Source organism: Holdemania sp. (assembly GCF_986127675.1).
Genome location: NZ_CFQZWI010000077.1, coordinates 1 through 15,345 on the forward strand (window position 1 = coordinate 1; position 15,345 = coordinate 15,345).

The window sequence follows — 15,345 nt, forward strand, 5'->3', positions numbered from 1 at the left end:
GATCTTTGACCGTCTGCGACTCGTCATAGCTCACCGGCACCAGCACGTCGTCCTGGATTTCCAGAATTTCCGCCTGCGGACAGGCGAGCAGGATCGGCGAATGAGTCGCGATCACAAGCTGGGAATCCTCCTGGACCAGATCGTTCATGATCGCCAGCATCGCAAACTGCCCGGTCGGCGACAGCGCGGATTCCGGTTCGTCAAACAGATAAAAGCCATGTCCGGAAAGCCGGCTGCGCAGCAGTGTCAGATAGCTCTCCCCATGCGACATCTTGTGCAGCGACACCCCGCCGTAGCCCGTTAACATGCGGCTGTCCTCGGCCGCGATATTTTCAATTTCCGAAGCAACGTTATAAAAGCTTTCAGCCCGGAAAAAGAAGCCGTCGCGGCAGCGGCGCACGCCTTTAACCAGCGTCAGCGCCTGATACAGGGACGAATGGGTTTCCCGGGTCGAAAACTGAAAGTTGCGTGTTCCCCCTTCCGGATTAAAGCCCATCCCAACGGCGATCGCTTCGATCAGCGTCGATTTTCCGGTGCCATTATCCCCGGTGATAAACGTCAGCGGTTTATGAAACGTCAGCGGCTGAAAATGTTGAAACAGCGGGATCGCAAACGGATATCCCGCAGAACGTCCGGCGTCGCCTTCGTTGATGCGGACCTGGCGCAGATACAGTTCATAAGCTTCCAGCATGACGGCCTCACCTCTTGAATTTATTGTACCAGAGTAAGACTAAAAGAAAAGGACAACCTGAAAGAATTCAGATCGTCCCACTTCGTAAGCGTTCGTTTAATTATCGCTCAGATCTTCGCCGTGCGTCGCGATGACCTTGCGGAACCATTCATAGCTGTCCTTGCGCGTCCGTTTCAGCGTCCCGCTGCCGTCGTTCTGCCGGTCGACATGCACAAATCCATAGCGCTTGCGCATCTCGCCGGTGCCCGCCGACACGATATCAATCGGTCCCCAATACAGATACCCCATCACATCGCAGCCGTCCGCGATCGCTTCGCGCAGCTGGATCAGATGCTCGCGGATATATTCGACGCGGAAATCATCGTGAATCGCTCCGGTTTCATCCGGCTGTTCGTCCAAACCGATCCCGTTCTCCACGATAAACAGCGGCTTGTGATAATGATCGGTCAAAAAGTTGCAGACATAGCGCAGCCCTTGCGGATCGACAGGCCAGCGCCAGGGCGTCGGGGAAGTCTGTTTAAGATAGGGATTGTCCAGTCCTGCCGAACCGCCGGTATCCGTCCGGATTTCCGCTCCGGCATGATAAACCGTGCTGCGGTAATAGCTGAAAGCGATGTAGTCGACCGGAAAGCTGCGGATCAGCTTTAGCTCATCCTGGGTCATATCCGGCCGCGATCCGTTTTCACGCCAGCTCCGCCGGACATAACCCGGATATTCCCCGCGCACCATAACATCCAGGAATAACATCTGTTTGTGCTGATGTTCCATCACGCCCAGAATATCCTGCGGATCGCAGGTATAAGGATACGTCGCCAGACTGGAGAGCGAAAGCATACAGCCGATCTGGGCCTGTGGGTCGATCTGATGACCCAGCTGCACGGTTTTCGCGTTGGCGACAAACAGATGATGCGCTGCCTGATAGAGCTGCCGCTCGGTCAGATCCTGATTGACATGTTCCGGATGCGTTGGGTGAATGTCCAGTACGCCGCCGGCCACAAACGGAATTCTGAACAGGTTGTTCACCTCGTTAAACGTCATCCAGTAGTTCACGACGTTGTGATAACGACGGAAAACGACATCGACATACTTCATCCAGAAATCGATCATCTTCGGGTTCAGCCAGCCTCCGTATTCCGTCAACAGATGCAGCGGCATTTCATAATGGCTCAGCGTGATCACCGGCTCCATGCCGCGCCGGCGCATCTGCGCGAACAGCTCGTCGTAATACCGCAGACCGGCTTCGTTGGGCTCGGTTTCGTCGCCGTTGGGGAAAATCCGCGCCCAGGAAATACTCGTGCGGAATGCCTGGAACCCCATCCCTTCCATGAATGCGAGATCCTCGTTGAAGCGATGATAAAAATCGATCGCCTCATGACTGAGATATACCTTGTCGGCTTTCAGCACCGGTTCCCATTTCTGCCGCTTTGGATTCCATTTTAAGTCCGGTTCGTTCAGAATTCCAACAACCACGTCGGTGACATTAAGCTGCTTGCCATCCTCCAGATACGCGCCTTCGATCTGATTGGCCGCGACAGCGCCGCCCCATAAAAAATGTTCCGGAAATGCTTGTCCCATGGTATTCCTCCAATACTTTCTTTGATTTTATCTTTATTGTACTGAATTTCATCTTGTTGTACAGCCAAAAATTCATTTTTTCTGTGTCTCAAGTCCACAGCCGCAGCGCCAATCCGATCATCGGCGGGCAGGCTGAACAGCGACGCGATATCCGAACTTCGGCTTGCTGAGAAGCGCCATCCCGTAATCCGGCAGCTCTTCAGCCAGCAATTTCAGCTCGGTGCGCACCGTCCGGTCGGACAGATCCAGCTGTTGAGCGATAAAGGAAGCCGTCGTGTATGTTTCTTCTTCCAGATATTTTAAAATGGCTTTCTGCCGCTGGTTCAGCATACGATCACCCCTTCTTTTTAAGAGTATCATGAAATTAATTCATTTTCCAAGAAAACCGCTGATTTTGTACCGCAGTTCTCTTCTACAAAAAATCAAGGAGATTGAGGAACAAAAAAACAGTGAACGTCAGCTTGACAAAAAGAAATCTGCGGCTTAATATTAAATTAGTTTTAAAAAGTGTTTAAATGTTGTTCACCCTTAAAGGATAAAGGAGGCTTTCGCCATGGCCGATGCCGGAATGCTTAAACAGATTAATCTTCAAAAAATCCGGGACGCATTTTTAATGGGCGGACCTTTCAGCAAGACCGAGCTGGCGGAAAAAACCGGACTGAGCTTTCCGACGGTCGGCAAGATCGTCGATGAAATGGTCGCCGCCCGGCAGCTGCAGATCGCAGGCACCGGAAGTTCCTCAGGCGGCCGCTGCAGCCGGATCTATCAATACAATGCGGATTACCGCAACGCGATCGCGATGATTCTGGAAGGTCAGAATCTCGACTGGTTTATCCTCGACAGCCTGGGTATGACGAAAAGCCAGGGCCGGATCGAAATTGACTCCGATCTGTTTGATACCCTCGTGGGTCTGCTTCTGCAGGCCCGCCGTCAGGAACCTTCGCTGTGCTGCTTCTGTCTGGGCATCGCCGCCAATACCAACGGTGAAACTGTCCAGCAAAGTTTTGAATATCCCCAGCTCAAAGGAATGAATCTGTTAAAAGAACTGGAATGCGCCAGCGGTCTGAACGGCACATTGGGCAACGACATGTGGATTTCCTCGGAAGGCTGCTGGCAGCGCTGCCGGATGAACGATCATACGACCCTGATCAGCTTCTATCTGGGCAGCTGCGGGTTTGGCTCCAGCTTTGTCGTCGGCGGCAAAACGGTCAAGGGCGCTCATCAGGTTGCCGGAGAAATCGAACTGCTGCCCTGGGTCCGTGAAGCCGGACTGAATGCGAACCAGTGGCCGGATACGTTGCCGGAATCCATTCTGCGCTGTATCCTGACCTACGCCATCATCACCGATCCGGATTTCATCCAGCTGTATACCCATCCGTTCTTCGTCGATCACTTCGATGAAATTCAAACTCAGCTCAACGCCTGCTTTGCCCCAGTTCAGCCGCCGGTATTGCTTTTGTCGGATGATTTCCGTGCCGATTATGAAATCGGGCTGAGCCGCCGGGCAATGCAGTTAATGAATCAGCCGGAGGTTTGCGCATGAAAACTTATACGCATCTGGTCTTCGATATCGATGGGACGCTGCTGAATACCGAGCAGGCGGTGCTGCACTCCCTGCAATGGGCGCTGGGCCGTCAAGGAATCGCGCTGAGAACCGAGGATCTGCGGTTTGCCCTGGGCATTCCCGGAAAAGACGCACTGAGACGGTTTCAGTTGGATCATCCGGAACAGGTGCTGCGGGAATGGGACGCAAAATATACAGAATTTCTCCAGGAGGTTACGATCTTCGACGGAATTATCGAGCTGCTTGGGACCTTGCGCGATCATGGCATAGCTCTGGGCGTCGTCACTTCCAAGACACAAATCGAACTGGCGCAGGATTTCAGCGCCCTGGGCTTAGATCAATATTTCGAACTCATCGTCACGGCCGACGACACCGTTGGACATAAGCCGGACCCCGAGCCGATGCTGAATTATTTGAAACGCAGCGGCGCAAAAGCCGAAACCACGATTTATATCGGCGATGCCGACTACGATCTGCAATGTGCGCTGCGCGCCGGATGCGATTGTGCGCTGGCTGGATGGGGGCGGAACGACCGGCCGGCCACAACCCCGACCTGGTTTCTGCCGCAAGTCAGCGATGTGCTGAAACTGGCAGGTCTGAATGCATCTTCCTCTCACTAAATCTATTTATTCCGAAACAGAAGGCGGATCTGACTGAATCCATAAGCAGTCCTCCCGGTTCGTCTGTCTGTTTGACAAAAAGCCCCGGGTGCTTACCCCAGGGCTTTTTTCTTATGATTTCTAAAACAGGATCCACTGAAGCGCGATCGCTTGCCCGATCCCTTTCAAAGACCGATCAGTCAAACACAACGATTGCTTCCGGCCGTTTAATCCGCAGCGCCAGTGTTTCCAGAATCCGGAAGGCATGATTGAAATCCTTCGTTTCCAGATAACCCGTGCTCAGATCCAGACCCAACGCCAGATCGACATTCTCCGGCTCCGCCGCGATCAGCAGCGCATGATTCTGTTTCAATACCGGTGATTTGAAGACGGATCCGCCGATCAGCCGTGCGATCCGGTCGACTTCCAGCATGCCGGTACCCGGCTGAATCCGCTGTAAATCCAACATTCGATCCGGACTCAGCAACAGCGTAATACCGCTGACATAACCGCGGCTTTCCAGCTCGTTCAAGCCTTGGGCAATATCCGCAAACGCATTCTCACTCTGGCTCCAGTCGCCATGAGGCAGATGCACAGTTCCTTCGGTGTTGACCAGTCCGGTTACTTCCGCCGCCGGATTCCCGAAGAAAATCAGCTCGTCTTCCCGCCGGGCCAGTCTGCGCGCCGCATCCAGAATCCGTGAACGATCCAGCGGCATCCCGCTTTCCACGCTTTCCAAATCACGCCACAATAAAGTAAAATCCTCAAACAACTGAATTAACGGCTGAAAACGGCGGCCGCGGATCTGGCCGATGCCCGCTTCCAGTTCTTCCTCCATCGCGGCGCTGTCAACGATCACGCTCTGCGCACCCGCCCCCAGCGGACCGGCCAGCGATAAGAACCGGCGGCCAATCAACAACTTCCGGGCAGTTTCAATTACGGTTTCATCAATCTGCTTCCACAACGCCGCATTGATCGGCGCGGATTCTCTGCCTAACACATCCATCATCAATTCTCCTTCCTACTCCTTGAGCGATCCGACCGTCAATCCGGTCTTCACCTCAGTGTTTTTGACAATTCCCAGATCCTCCAGCATTTCCCTGACCTCGGATTCACCGGCTAAGAAATGATCGGTTTCTGATGGATCCAGATAACGCATCAGGGTGATCAGTTCGCCCATGTGCGCCTTTTCCTCATCGCGGATATCCTCCAGCACCTTTTTTGCGGCAGGATCGTCCGTCGCTAAAATATGGGATTCGTACAGATAAATTGCTTCCAACTCGCCCGCGATGTCGAGGCGGATCGCCTGCATCAGTTCGGCGTTGGTCATCTTTCGGTTGACATTTCCTTGAAATGGATTCGCAAAGTTTGGCATGTTCATCCCTCCTTGGCTTTATTAAACCACAAATCCGTTCGTTTTACAATAGCGATAATCATTATCATTTTAACTTTGTTTTATTTTCTGCAGCAATCATAAAATAATTTTCATCAATTTAAACATTGCTTTGCTTTCCATCCGCGCCGATAAAAAAAGCCAGATTCCTGCAAATCGCTGCTGCACTGAAGGCACAAGCGGCATCGGGTTTCTCCGGCTTTCTTGAATATGAAATTTCAGGCTTTGGCCTTGATCCGGTTTTGATGGATTCTCCTCGATGGTCAGGCTGCCTGATCCCGCCACCAGACGCGGACTATTTCAACGGCGTTGGTCGCCGCGCCCTTGCGCAGCTGATCACCGCAGCACCACAGCGCGATGCCCTGTTCACTGGCAAGATCCCGCCGCAGCCGGCCGACCTCAACCATGTCCTGATCCGTACAGGCCAGCGGCGTCGGGTACGGCTGTTCGTTGAGGACGACGCCCTCCGCTTCCGTGATCGCCTGACGGACTTCATCCAGACTGACTTCCCGCTCGGTTTGCAGCGTGATCGACTCGGAATGACAGCGCAGCACCGGCACGCGGACGCACGTGCAGCTGACCCGCAGCGCCGGATCGTGAAGGATTTTGCGGCCTTCGTTCTGCAGCTTCATTTCCTCCGAGCTGTAGCCCTGTTCATCAAAGCCGCCGATCTGCGGAATAAGGTTGTACGCGATCTGAACCGGGAAGGTTTCCGCTGTTACTGACTTTCCCGCCTCCAGCTGGGTGATCTGGCGTTTTAATTCCGCTAAACCTGCAGCCCCGGCGCCGGAGACTGCCTGATAGGTCGAAACGATCATCCGTGTAATCCGCGAAAGCCGGTAAATCGGTGCAACCGCCATCAGCGCGATGATCGTTGCGCAGTTGGGATTGGCGATGATCCCCTGATGCGTGCGGATATCCTGCGGATTGATCTGCGGGATGACTAACGGCACATCTGAATCCAAGCGGAACGCGCTGCTGTTGTCGACAAACACCGCGCCCGCTTTGACGATCACCGGCGCCCAGCGCTTGGCCAGCTCGTTTTCTACGGCTCCCAGAACAACGTCGACGTCCGCGAAGCTGTCCTCATTGACTGCTTCGATGGTCAGCGGCTGACCTTTAAACATCAAGGTCTGGCCGGCGCTGCGCGGACTGGCCAGCAGCTTTACCGGTCCGATCGGCCAGTCGGTTTGTTCTTCCAGAACCTGAAGCATCGTGCGTCCCACCGCACCGGTAGCGCCCAAAATGGCAATTCGACAGCTTTTCATGCCTGCATCCTCCCTGCTTTCGGCGAAAACGCCGCGTATAAGACCTGAATTGCCCGGCTGAAGTCTTCATTCTCCACCCCGACGATGATGTTGATTTCATCCGAGCCCTGGGCGATCATCCGGATGTTGATCTGATGCGCGCCCAGCGTCTGAAACAGCTGGCCGGAGATGCCGCATTGCAGCGCCATGTTGCGGCCCACGACGGCGATCAGGCTGAGATTGTTGACAACCTTGATATCGTCGCATTCGCACACCTGTTTTAACTGCGCCGCGATTTCATACAGACTGTCGGCAATGGCGGCCGTGGAAACGACGATTGAGAAATTATCAATGCCCGATGGGACATGTTCAACGCTGATCTTATATTTTTCCAGAACCTCCAGCGCCCGCTTCAACAGACCGACCTCGTTGGACGCGTTGTGGCGGTACATCGTGATGACCGTGAAATCCTTCTTCCCGGCGATCCCGGTGACAAACCGCGACCGGTCTTCCAGTGCCGGATCGACATGATCGACGATCTGGGTGCCGGGATTGTCCGGTTGGTTTGTATTGCGGATGACGATTGGAATGTTCGCGTCCTTGACCGGATAGATCGCGTCCTCATGCAGGACGTTTGCGCCCATATAGGAAAGCTCGCGCAGTTCGCTGTAGGTAATCCTCTCGATCTGAACGGGATGGTCGATGATCCGCGGGTCAGCCATCAGAATCCCGCTGACGTCAGTCCAGTTTTCATACAGCCGGGCGGACAGCGCCGAGGCCATTAAACTGCCGGTAATATCCGATCCGCCGCGGGCCATGACCTTAATCCGGCCGTTGGGCAGCGCGCCGTAGAAGCCGGGAATGACGAACCGGGGCGTCTGCTGAGCCTGCGCCCGGATCAGCTGGCGGGTGACGTTGTGATCGATCTTGCCGTCATAGCCAAACCGGATCACCTCAGCCGCATCGACAAACGGCCAGTCCAGATACGCTGCCATCAGCTTCGACGTCAGCCATTCTCCCCGCGATACCAGCTCGTCCTGGCTGATTCCCTGACGCATTTTTTCTTTCAGCTGGGCTAAGGGTTCCTCCAGATCCAGACTTAACCCCAGCGCATCCCGGATTTCGCAGAACCGCTGGCGGATCAAATCGAACAGCGGCTCGCAGGAAACGGAATATTGCAGATGCGCGTGGCATAAATAAAGCAGATCCGTGATTTTATTATCGGTTTTTGTGCGTCTTCCCGCCGCACTGCAGACGACGATCTGACGCTCGGGATCGGACTTCACGATCGCTTTGACTTTTTGAAACTGACTGGCGTCGGCTAACGAGGAGCCGCCGAATTTTGCGACGATCATGCTTCTTCCTCCTGGATCCGCGCGGCAAACAGCTGCGGATCAAGTGTCCGGGCGTGAGTGATTAAAGCTTGAAGTTGCCGGCTGTCCTCCATCTGCGTCCAGAGCTGAACACGCCCTTCGCTGCGCCGGATTTCTGCGGTTACTCCGCTAAAAAGCGGGGCGGTCTGGTCGTTGGTTCCCACATAATAGCGAGCATCCCCGGCGGCTTCGCTGATTTTCATTTCACGCAGCCGCAGCGGCGCAACCGGACACCCCTTTACTATTTCCAAAATGTCGGTGAGCACGGCGTGTGCCGTCGGCGGTCCGCCCGCCCCCTGACCGATCAAGGTCAGCTCGCCCAGGCTGGCTGTGCGCAGCACGCCGGCGTTGAGATTATCGCGGATCTGCGCCAGCGGTGCGGATGAGGGCAGCAATACCGGCTCGACGCGAGCCTGAATTCCCACTTCCGTTTTCTTTAAGACCGACAACAGCCGGCAGCGTTTCTTTTTCGCTTCAAACGCCTGAATATCCTGATTCGTTAACCCCTGCAATCCCTGTACCTTAAACTGATCGCGCAGAAGCCGCCCGCTGAAAGCACAGCCGGCACTGATCATCAGCTTACGCGCCAGATCTTCCCCTTCCAAATCCGCACTGGGATCCGCTTCCGCATAACCTAAACGCTGGGCTTGAACGATGCCTTCGCTTAACGACAACCCATCGCGCTCCATGTGATCGAGGATGTAATTCGTCGTTCCATTAAAGATCCCTTCGACCGCCAGAATCGGATCGGTAGCTTTTAACGCACTGATCGTCCGCAGCCAGGGAATCCCCCCGGCGACGCTGGCGTCATAACGGAACTGGACCTGTTGCTTCTTTGCCAGTTCCAGCAATTCCCCATAATGCGCCGAAACCATCGCCTTGTTGGAGGTCACGACCGATTTGCCCGCTTCCATTGCCCGCCGGCAATAATTCCACGCCGCCTCGGCCCCGGAAATCATTTCAACGACAATCTCGATTTGCGGATCCGCTAAAATCGCCGCGTAATCATAAGTCATGGCCGGATGGGTCAGCGGATGCGGCTTCCGGATCAAAATGGCCGCGGCCTGCAGCGTTGGATCATGACGCTTCTCAATCTGTTCCATCAGGCTGCGGGCAACGGTACCCCAGCCAAGCATTGCGATTTTCAAATGAATTCCCCCTTGCGTGTATCCAAAATAAATACACTTGTTTTTCATTGAAAGACATTGTATCATAGAACTGTTAAAAAATTCAAGAGGTGGACACATGAAAAAACAGTTATGCAGTACGCGAGGTTCGCATATTGAAGGGGATTTCTGGACGGCGGTCAGAAACGGCGTGGCTGACGACGGCGGCTTAATCATCCCGACCGACTGGGAAAACCGGCAGATCGACGTGGAGACCCTGCCGCTCAGTTATCTGGCCATCGCCCAGGCTGTGCTGGCCTGCTTTACCGACGGATTGGACGCCCCCGCGCTTCAGGCTCTGCTTCATCAGGCTTACAAGGGACGCTTCGACGCGGAGGACATCGTGAAGCTTTCTCCGCTGGGTTCCGACTTTTTACTGGAGTTGTATCACGGACCGACGGCAGCGTTTAAGGATATCGCGCTGTCGCTGCTGCCGTTATTTCTGGCGGAAGCTTCCCGGCGGCAGAGTCAGCCGCAGAAAACGCTGATCCTGACGGCAACCTCCGGCGATACCGGCAAAGCGGCGCTGGAAGGTTTCAAAAATCGGCCGAATTGCGAGCTGCTTGTCTTTTATCCTGATCATCTTGTCAGCGAAATCCAGCAGCGTCAGATGGTCAGCAGCGAAGGTCGCAACGTCGGCGTGTGCGCGATCCGCGGCAATTTTGACGACGCCCAGAGCGCAGTCAAGCGCTGCTTCGCCGATCCGCAGCTGCGCACCGCGCTCAACGCTTGCCAGCTTGAGCTTTCCAGCGCCAATTCGATCAATATCGGCCGGCTGGTTCCACAGATCGTCTATTATTTCTGGGCCTACCGCCAGCTGCGTCAGCAAGGCGTGCTCACGGCTGGGCAGACGTTGGATTTCAGTGTGCCGACCGGAAATTTCGGCGATATTCTGGCTGGCTATTACGCCAGGCAGATGGGTTTGCCCGTGGGCAAGCTGATCGTTGCAAGCAACGCCAACAACGTCCTGACCGAATTTTTCACTACCGGCCGCTACAACCGCCGGCGGACATTAAAGAAAACGACGTCGCCGTCGATGGATATCCTGATTTCCAGCAATCTGGAACGCCTGTTGGCGCATGAAACAGGACTGGATGGCCAACAGGTCGCGGCCTATATGGAGCAGCTGCAGAAACAGGGAGTATATCAGATTGACTCCGCGTTACTCCGCCGCCTGCAGAAACAATTTGCCTGCGGCGACTGTACCGACGAGCAGGCTGCCGCAACCATCCGGCAGGTCTATGCCCAAAGCGGTCAGGTCCTCGATCCGCACACCGCAGTCGGCGTGCACGTCCTGCGCCGGCTGCGAAGTGAAGGATTTGAAAAAAATCCATGCGTTGTCCTGGCGACCGCTTCGTGCTTCAAGTTCAGCAAGGACGTCTATGAAGCCTTGTTCGGTGCGGCTGAAATGGACGAGTGGATGGCGATGGAACAGTTGAGCAAACGCACCGGAATTCCAATTCCCGCTCCGTTGCAAGGCTTGCGGGACAAACCAGTTCGGCATACCGATCAGATCGAAAAGGATGCGATTCTCGATTACGTCCGGCAGAAAGTGCAGGCGATGAATCATGATTAAAGTGACCGTACCGGCGACGACCGCCAATTTAGGCCCCGGCTTTGATACGCTGGGACTGGCGCTGGACTTACAAGCCAGCTTCACTTTCACCCCCGCCGCGCAGTTTGCGATTACCGGTTGTCCCCGGCGTTATTGCAACGAGAATAATTTAGTCTGGAAAGCCTACTGCCGTTTGTTTCAAAAGCTGAACGAGAAACCAATCCCCGTCCGGATCACGATTGATTCGCCGATCCCGGTCAGCCGCGGTCTGGGATCGTCTTCCGCCTGCATCCTCGCGGGCCTGTGCGGGGCGAACGCGCTGTTGAACGAGCCGGTCTCCACGCTGGATCTTCTGCGGCTGGCCTGTGAACTGGAAGGTCATCCGGATAATGTCACCCCGGCGTTGTTAGGCGGATTGAAGGCCGCGCTGATCGATCAGGACTGTCTGTTGACCGCCGACTTCAGCGTCAGCGAACGTCTGCGGTTGGCCGCGCTGGTCCCGGACTTCGAACTGGAAACCCGCCGTGCCCGCCAGGCTCTGCCTCAGAGGATTCCTCATGCCCAGGCCGCGGGCGCTCTGGGCAAGCTGGCTTTTCTATTAAAAGGATTGGAAACGGCGGACAGCGCGTTGCTGGAAGCGGCGATGAACGAACCATTGCACGAGCCTTACCGCATCCCGCTGATTCCGGAATATGCGGCTGTAAAACAGTTATGCGTCGATCAGGGAGCCGCCGCGGTAATGATCAGCGGTTCCGGGCCGACGCTGCTGGCCTTATTTCTCGATGATCTTCCGGAAGCTGCCCTTTCGTTAAAGCTCAAAACACTGGATCATCATTGGCAGCTGCTGCCCTGCCGCGTCCAACAGGAAGGCGTCCGTATTGAATGCAAGGAGGAACCCTATGAGTGAACAATATCTGATCGTCAACACGAAAATCCTGCCGGATTTTTACGCGAAAGTTGTGGAAGCCCGCGATCTTGTCGAACAGCACAAAGTAAAAGGGGTCAGCGAAGCTGTTCAGCGCGTCGGCATCAGCCGCAGCACCTATTATAAATATAAAGATTCGATCTTTTCTTTCTCGGAAAACGCGCGCGGCCGCAAAGCTGTGTTAAGCATGATCCTGACACATCAGCAGGGCGTGTTAAGCGAGGTGCTCAACGAACTGGCGGCCCAGCACACCAGCGTGCTGACGATCAACCAGTCAATTCCGATTCATGATCACGCCTCGGTCAGCCTCTCGCTGGATATCTCAGATCTGGATTGTTCCATCGACGAAGTGCTGCGCAGCCTGAAAGAGAAAAAGGGCGTGACCAACGTCCGCCTGATCGACCTGGAATAAAAAAACTTCCTTCCGCCAGAGCGAAACATGTTGATTATCCTTGATTCTGGAAGCTTCCGATTGCGGAACCTGCATTTCCGGGATAGAATAAAAGTCCGGACAGTATATCAGGGGAGGGTAAGCGATGACGCGAGGTATTCTTTTATTTGGTTCTTCCGGTTCAGGAAAAACCACGCTGGGCAGGATGACGGCCAGTGAACTGGGTTATCCCTATTTTGACATCGACGATTATCTATGGCGCAAAGACACGCCAGTTCCGTTCACGCTCATGTTTTCGCGAACAGAAAAAGCCGAACGGCTGATGCATGACATTACTCCATTCGATCATTTCGTCATGGCTGGATCAATGGACAGCTTCAATGCGCCGTTTGTACCGTTGTTTGATCTGGCCGTGCATGTCGACGCTCCGGCCGAGCTTCGCCGGCAGCGTCTGCACCAGAGGGAACTGGAAGCCTTCGGCGCGCGGATTCTGCCGGGCGGGGATATGTTTGAAGCGCACCAGCGTTTCCTGGCGGATTCTGACCGCTACGAAACCGACGGTTCTCCCTGCCGCAAACGGCATCTGGAATGGGCGGCCAGTCTGCCCTGCCGCGTGCTTTATTTAAACGGCGCCAATCCTTTGTCAGAAAATCTGAAGCTGGTCCTGAGCACGTACAACGAGCTGATTCACGCTTCTGATATCGCAGAGATTCCAGTTGAACACATTCGATAAAATGAAAAAAAGAAATTGCCCCTTGGAAAATTCAATCCATTCGGCAATTTCTTTTTTTGTTACTTTAAAACAGATTCGGAAGGAAACAGAATGTTTTTGTTTTACTCAGCGTGTTCCAGCGCCAGCGTCTTCGTCGTGATATCGCAGACTTCAGCTGGTCCGTAATACTGGATCGCGCCCGGATAAACGAAGCTGGTTTCCACAGCCCATTCCTCACGATGAGCCTCAAAGAATTTAAACGGCTTGCCATCCAGCTCGACAAGTGCTTTCTTGATGACCGGCTTGTCTTCGCCATGTCTTCTTTCGATGTTCATCATCTTCGTGATCGGCATACCGCCCGCTGTCCATTCGCTGGCCGGCTTGGACAGGTTGGAGATCTTTGACAGATACCCGTTATAGCCATACTGGATCAGCATGAACGCATTATATCCCAGCGAGTAGCAGTAGTCGGAATCAAAGTTAGACGGGAACGCGCATCGTCCTTCATAGCCTAAGAAATGATGCAGCGGGCTGAATTTTCCCTTATACGTTCCGGCTTTCTTTCTTTCATCCAGTTTATCCTTGACTAACGCCGAGAATAATTTTTCCGATTCGATCAGAGAAACCTGGACGTTGCCGTGCGGATCGCGTTCCAGGAACAGCTGCTGCTGGATGTTTTCCGGCAGGATCGCAAAGACGCCCATGGATTCTTTCGTCAGTCCTTGTTCAATGAACGCATACTTTTCGCTCCACGTCGCCAGCGCGTTGAACGCGTCAGCCTTGCTTCCGGCGAGAAGTTCGTTGATTTCCTGAATTAACGCAGAGAATTCCGGTACGAATTCAACGACGCCTTCCGGAATGATCGCAACGCCGAAGTTCATGCCCTTTGCCGCACGCTTTTCAACGGAATCCGCAATGTAATCCGCAATCTGCGACAGCGACATTTTCTTTTCCGATACTTCTTCGGAGATCAGACAGATATTCGGCTGCGTTTCCAGCGCGCATTCCAGAGCGACATGGGAAGCGGAACGGCCCATGACTTTGATGAAATGCCAGTATTTCTTCGCGGAATTCGCGTCTCTTTCGATGTTGCCAATGATTTCGCTGTAAGTCTTGGTCGCCGTATCAAACCCGAACGAGCATTCGATGTCTTCGTTCTTCAGGTCGCCGTCGATCGTCTTCGGGCAGCCGATGACCTGAACGCCGGTGTCATGCGCCGCAAAGTATTCAGCCAAAACCGCCGCATTGGTATTGGAGTCATCGCCGCCGATGATGACAATCGCCGTAATTCCATGCTTCTTGCAGACATCCGCAACGATCGCGAATTGTTCGCTAGTTTCCAGCTTCGTTCTGCCGGAACCGATGATATCGAATCCGCCCGTGTTGCGGTACTGGTTGATGTAGGCATCGTCAAAAATCAAATAATCGTCTTCAATCAAACCGATCGGACCATTCTTGAAACCATAGAGAACATTTTCTTTATTCGCAGCTTTTAAAGCATCATATAAGCCGCAGATGACATTGTGTCCGCCCGGAGCCTGACCGCCGGAAAGAATCACGCCGACGACCTGTTTCTTCGTTTCCGCCGTGTTCTCACCCTGAACAAATGTAATTTCTTTTTTGCCGTATGTGTTTGGAAATAAGCGTTTGATTACTTCCTGATCGGCTGCGCTTTGAGTTTCTTCGCCTTCCTGAACCCCGATATTGGCAATGCCATGTCTCAGCATACCTGGAAGTTTCGGTGAATACTCATATCTAGCAGATTGTAGTGATGAAATTTTCATAGTTAATCTCCTTCTCATCTTAGATACATCGTAATTTTAAGATATTTAACCTGAAAAGTAAACCGGTATTCGCGTGTTCAGCGTGACAAAAGACACAAAAAAGGAACATCCGGAAGATTTGATCGCCGGGGTCCAATTTCCCGGCGATATTTCTCAATCTGGTACTTTTATTTTTAGACTAAACTGGGGATTATTATGCAATAAAAAAAGCCTTTCAGAAAGGCTTTGCGAATAAGTGGCAGGGGTGGAGAGAATCGAACTCCCATCAAAGGTTTTGGAGACCTCTGTTCTACCATTGAACCACACCCCTAAAAAAATGGTGACTCGTACGAGATTCGAACTCGTGAATGACGCCGTGAAAGGGCGCTGT

At 53.7% G+C, this 15,345-nt stretch carries 15 protein-coding genes and 1 tRNA gene; 6 read left to right on the plus strand and 10 right to left on the minus strand.

The window, feature by feature from the left end; translation table 11 throughout:
• The 3 genes from AC5OW4_RS11215 to AC5OW4_RS11225 form a co-directional block, all read right to left on the minus strand.
• Positions 1 to 691 (minus strand): AAA family ATPase (locus tag AC5OW4_RS11215; protein ID WP_493676977.1); only part of this gene is annotated, 691 nt, incomplete at its 3' end.
• Between the two features lie 96 nt (positions 692 to 787).
• Positions 788 to 2,266 (minus strand): glycoside hydrolase family 1 protein, encoded by a 1,479-nt coding sequence (locus tag AC5OW4_RS11220; protein WP_072683602.1) that lies wholly within the window; start codon positions 2,264 to 2,266, stop codon positions 788 to 790.
• A 117-nt stretch (positions 2,267 to 2,383) separates the two neighbouring features.
• A complete protein-coding gene (locus AC5OW4_RS11225) occupies positions 2,384 to 2,596 on the minus strand; it encodes an HTH domain-containing protein (protein WP_072683603.1) in 213 nt (70 codons plus the stop codon).
• A gap of 223 nt (positions 2,597 to 2,819) precedes the next feature.
• Between AC5OW4_RS11225 and AC5OW4_RS11230 the strand changes: the two genes are divergently transcribed.
• Together AC5OW4_RS11230 and AC5OW4_RS11235 are read left to right on the plus strand one after the other, a co-directional pair.
• A complete protein-coding gene (locus AC5OW4_RS11230; RefSeq protein WP_072683604.1) occupies positions 2,820 to 3,809 on the plus strand; it encodes a hypothetical protein in 990 nt (329 codons plus the stop codon).
• Complete coding sequence (locus AC5OW4_RS11235; protein WP_072683605.1) at positions 3,806 to 4,450, plus strand: HAD family hydrolase; 645 nt, start codon at positions 3,806 to 3,808, stop codon at positions 4,448 to 4,450. Before AC5OW4_RS11230 ends, AC5OW4_RS11235 begins: the two co-directional genes overlap by 4 nt.
• Positions 4,451 to 4,625: 175 nt before the next feature.
• Here AC5OW4_RS11235 and AC5OW4_RS11240 read toward each other — a convergent pair whose 3' ends face one another.
• The 5 genes from AC5OW4_RS11240 to AC5OW4_RS11260 form a co-directional block, all read right to left on the minus strand.
• On the minus strand, positions 4,626 to 5,438 hold the full coding sequence (locus AC5OW4_RS11240) for a family 1 encapsulin nanocompartment shell protein (protein ID WP_229100643.1): 813 nt from the start codon (positions 5,436 to 5,438) through the stop codon (positions 4,626 to 4,628).
• Between the two features lie 12 nt (positions 5,439 to 5,450).
• Entirely contained in the window at positions 5,451 to 5,804 is a 354-nt protein-coding gene (locus tag AC5OW4_RS11245) for a demethoxyubiquinone hydroxylase family protein (RefSeq protein ID WP_072683607.1), read from the minus strand.
• A gap of 281 nt (positions 5,805 to 6,085) precedes the next feature.
• Complete coding sequence (locus AC5OW4_RS11250; protein ID WP_195547859.1) at positions 6,086 to 7,090, minus strand: aspartate-semialdehyde dehydrogenase; 1,005 nt, start codon at positions 7,088 to 7,090, stop codon at positions 6,086 to 6,088.
• Positions 7,087 to 8,424: an aspartate kinase gene (locus AC5OW4_RS11255; protein ID WP_072683609.1), complete on the minus strand. Its 1,338-nt coding sequence runs from the start codon at positions 8,422 to 8,424 to the stop codon at positions 7,087 to 7,089. The genes AC5OW4_RS11250 and AC5OW4_RS11255 overlap by 4 nt, the downstream gene beginning before the upstream one ends.
• Positions 8,421 to 9,590 carry a homoserine dehydrogenase gene (locus AC5OW4_RS11260; RefSeq protein ID WP_072683610.1) on the minus strand — a complete coding sequence of 390 codons (1,170 nt, stop codon included), beginning with the start codon at positions 9,588 to 9,590 and terminating at the stop codon, positions 8,421 to 8,423. The genes AC5OW4_RS11255 and AC5OW4_RS11260 overlap by 4 nt, the downstream gene beginning before the upstream one ends.
• 97 nt (positions 9,591 to 9,687) lie before the next feature.
• Here AC5OW4_RS11260 and thrC point away from each other — a divergent pair, with 97 nt between their 5' ends.
• The 4 genes from thrC (at position 9,688) to AC5OW4_RS11280 (ending at position 13,212) form a co-directional block, all read left to right on the plus strand.
• Entirely contained in the window at positions 9,688 to 11,184 is a 1,497-nt protein-coding gene (gene thrC / locus AC5OW4_RS11265) for a threonine synthase (RefSeq protein WP_308560138.1), read from the plus strand.
• On the plus strand, positions 11,177 to 12,070 hold the full coding sequence (gene thrB / locus AC5OW4_RS11270; protein ID WP_072683612.1) for a homoserine kinase: 894 nt from the start codon (positions 11,177 to 11,179) through the stop codon (positions 12,068 to 12,070). Before thrC ends, thrB begins: the two co-directional genes overlap by 8 nt.
• Positions 12,063 to 12,500 carry an ACT domain-containing protein gene (locus tag AC5OW4_RS11275; protein ID WP_006060701.1) on the plus strand — a complete coding sequence of 146 codons (438 nt, stop codon included), beginning with the start codon at positions 12,063 to 12,065 and terminating at the stop codon, positions 12,498 to 12,500. The genes thrB and AC5OW4_RS11275 overlap by 8 nt, the downstream gene beginning before the upstream one ends.
• A gap of 124 nt (positions 12,501 to 12,624) precedes the next feature.
• Positions 12,625 to 13,212 carry a shikimate kinase gene (locus AC5OW4_RS11280; RefSeq protein WP_072683613.1) on the plus strand — a complete coding sequence of 196 codons (588 nt, stop codon included), beginning with the start codon at positions 12,625 to 12,627 and terminating at the stop codon, positions 13,210 to 13,212.
• Between the two features lie 101 nt (positions 13,213 to 13,313).
• Here AC5OW4_RS11280 and AC5OW4_RS11285 read toward each other — a convergent pair whose 3' ends face one another.
• Both AC5OW4_RS11285 and AC5OW4_RS11290 read right to left on the minus strand, forming a co-directional pair.
• Positions 13,314 to 14,975 carry a diphosphate--fructose-6-phosphate 1-phosphotransferase gene (locus AC5OW4_RS11285; RefSeq protein WP_072683614.1) on the minus strand — a complete coding sequence of 554 codons (1,662 nt, stop codon included), beginning with the start codon at positions 14,973 to 14,975 and terminating at the stop codon, positions 13,314 to 13,316.
• A 236-nt stretch (positions 14,976 to 15,211) separates the two neighbouring features.
• Positions 15,212 to 15,285: transfer RNA gene (locus tag AC5OW4_RS11290), tRNA-Trp, on the minus strand.
• Positions 15,286 to 15,345: the final 60 nt, after the last annotated feature.

Coding starts and splice junctions, on each gene's coding strand:
- thrB (WP_072683612.1), top strand. CDS start 11,177: ATGATTAAAGTGACCGTACCGGCGACGACCGCCAATTTAGGCCCCGGC.
- AC5OW4_RS11285 (WP_072683614.1), bottom strand. CDS start 14,975: ATGAAAATTTCATCACTACAATCTGCTAGATATGAGTATTCACCGAAA.
- AC5OW4_RS11275 (WP_006060701.1), top strand. CDS start 12,063: ATGAGTGAACAATATCTGATCGTCAACACGAAAATCCTGCCGGATTTT.
- AC5OW4_RS11245 (WP_072683607.1), bottom strand. CDS start 5,804: ATGCCAAACTTTGCGAATCCATTTCAAGGAAATGTCAACCGAAAGATG.
- AC5OW4_RS11230 (WP_072683604.1), top strand. CDS start 2,820: ATGGCCGATGCCGGAATGCTTAAACAGATTAATCTTCAAAAAATCCGG.
- AC5OW4_RS11280 (WP_072683613.1), top strand. CDS start 12,625: ATGACGCGAGGTATTCTTTTATTTGGTTCTTCCGGTTCAGGAAAAACC.
- AC5OW4_RS11240 (WP_229100643.1), bottom strand. CDS start 5,438: ATGATGGATGTGTTAGGCAGAGAATCCGCGCCGATCAATGCGGCGTTG.
- AC5OW4_RS11255 (WP_072683609.1), bottom strand. CDS start 8,424: ATGATCGTCGCAAAATTCGGCGGCTCCTCGTTAGCCGACGCCAGTCAG.
- AC5OW4_RS11220 (WP_072683602.1), bottom strand. CDS start 2,266: ATGGGACAAGCATTTCCGGAACATTTTTTATGGGGCGGCGCTGTCGCG.
- AC5OW4_RS11235 (WP_072683605.1), top strand. CDS start 3,806: ATGAAAACTTATACGCATCTGGTCTTCGATATCGATGGGACGCTGCTG.
- AC5OW4_RS11250 (WP_195547859.1), bottom strand. CDS start 7,090: ATGAAAAGCTGTCGAATTGCCATTTTGGGCGCTACCGGTGCGGTGGGA.
- AC5OW4_RS11225 (WP_072683603.1), bottom strand. CDS start 2,596: ATGCTGAACCAGCGGCAGAAAGCCATTTTAAAATATCTGGAAGAAGAA.
- thrC (WP_308560138.1), top strand. CDS start 9,688: ATGAAAAAACAGTTATGCAGTACGCGAGGTTCGCATATTGAAGGGGAT.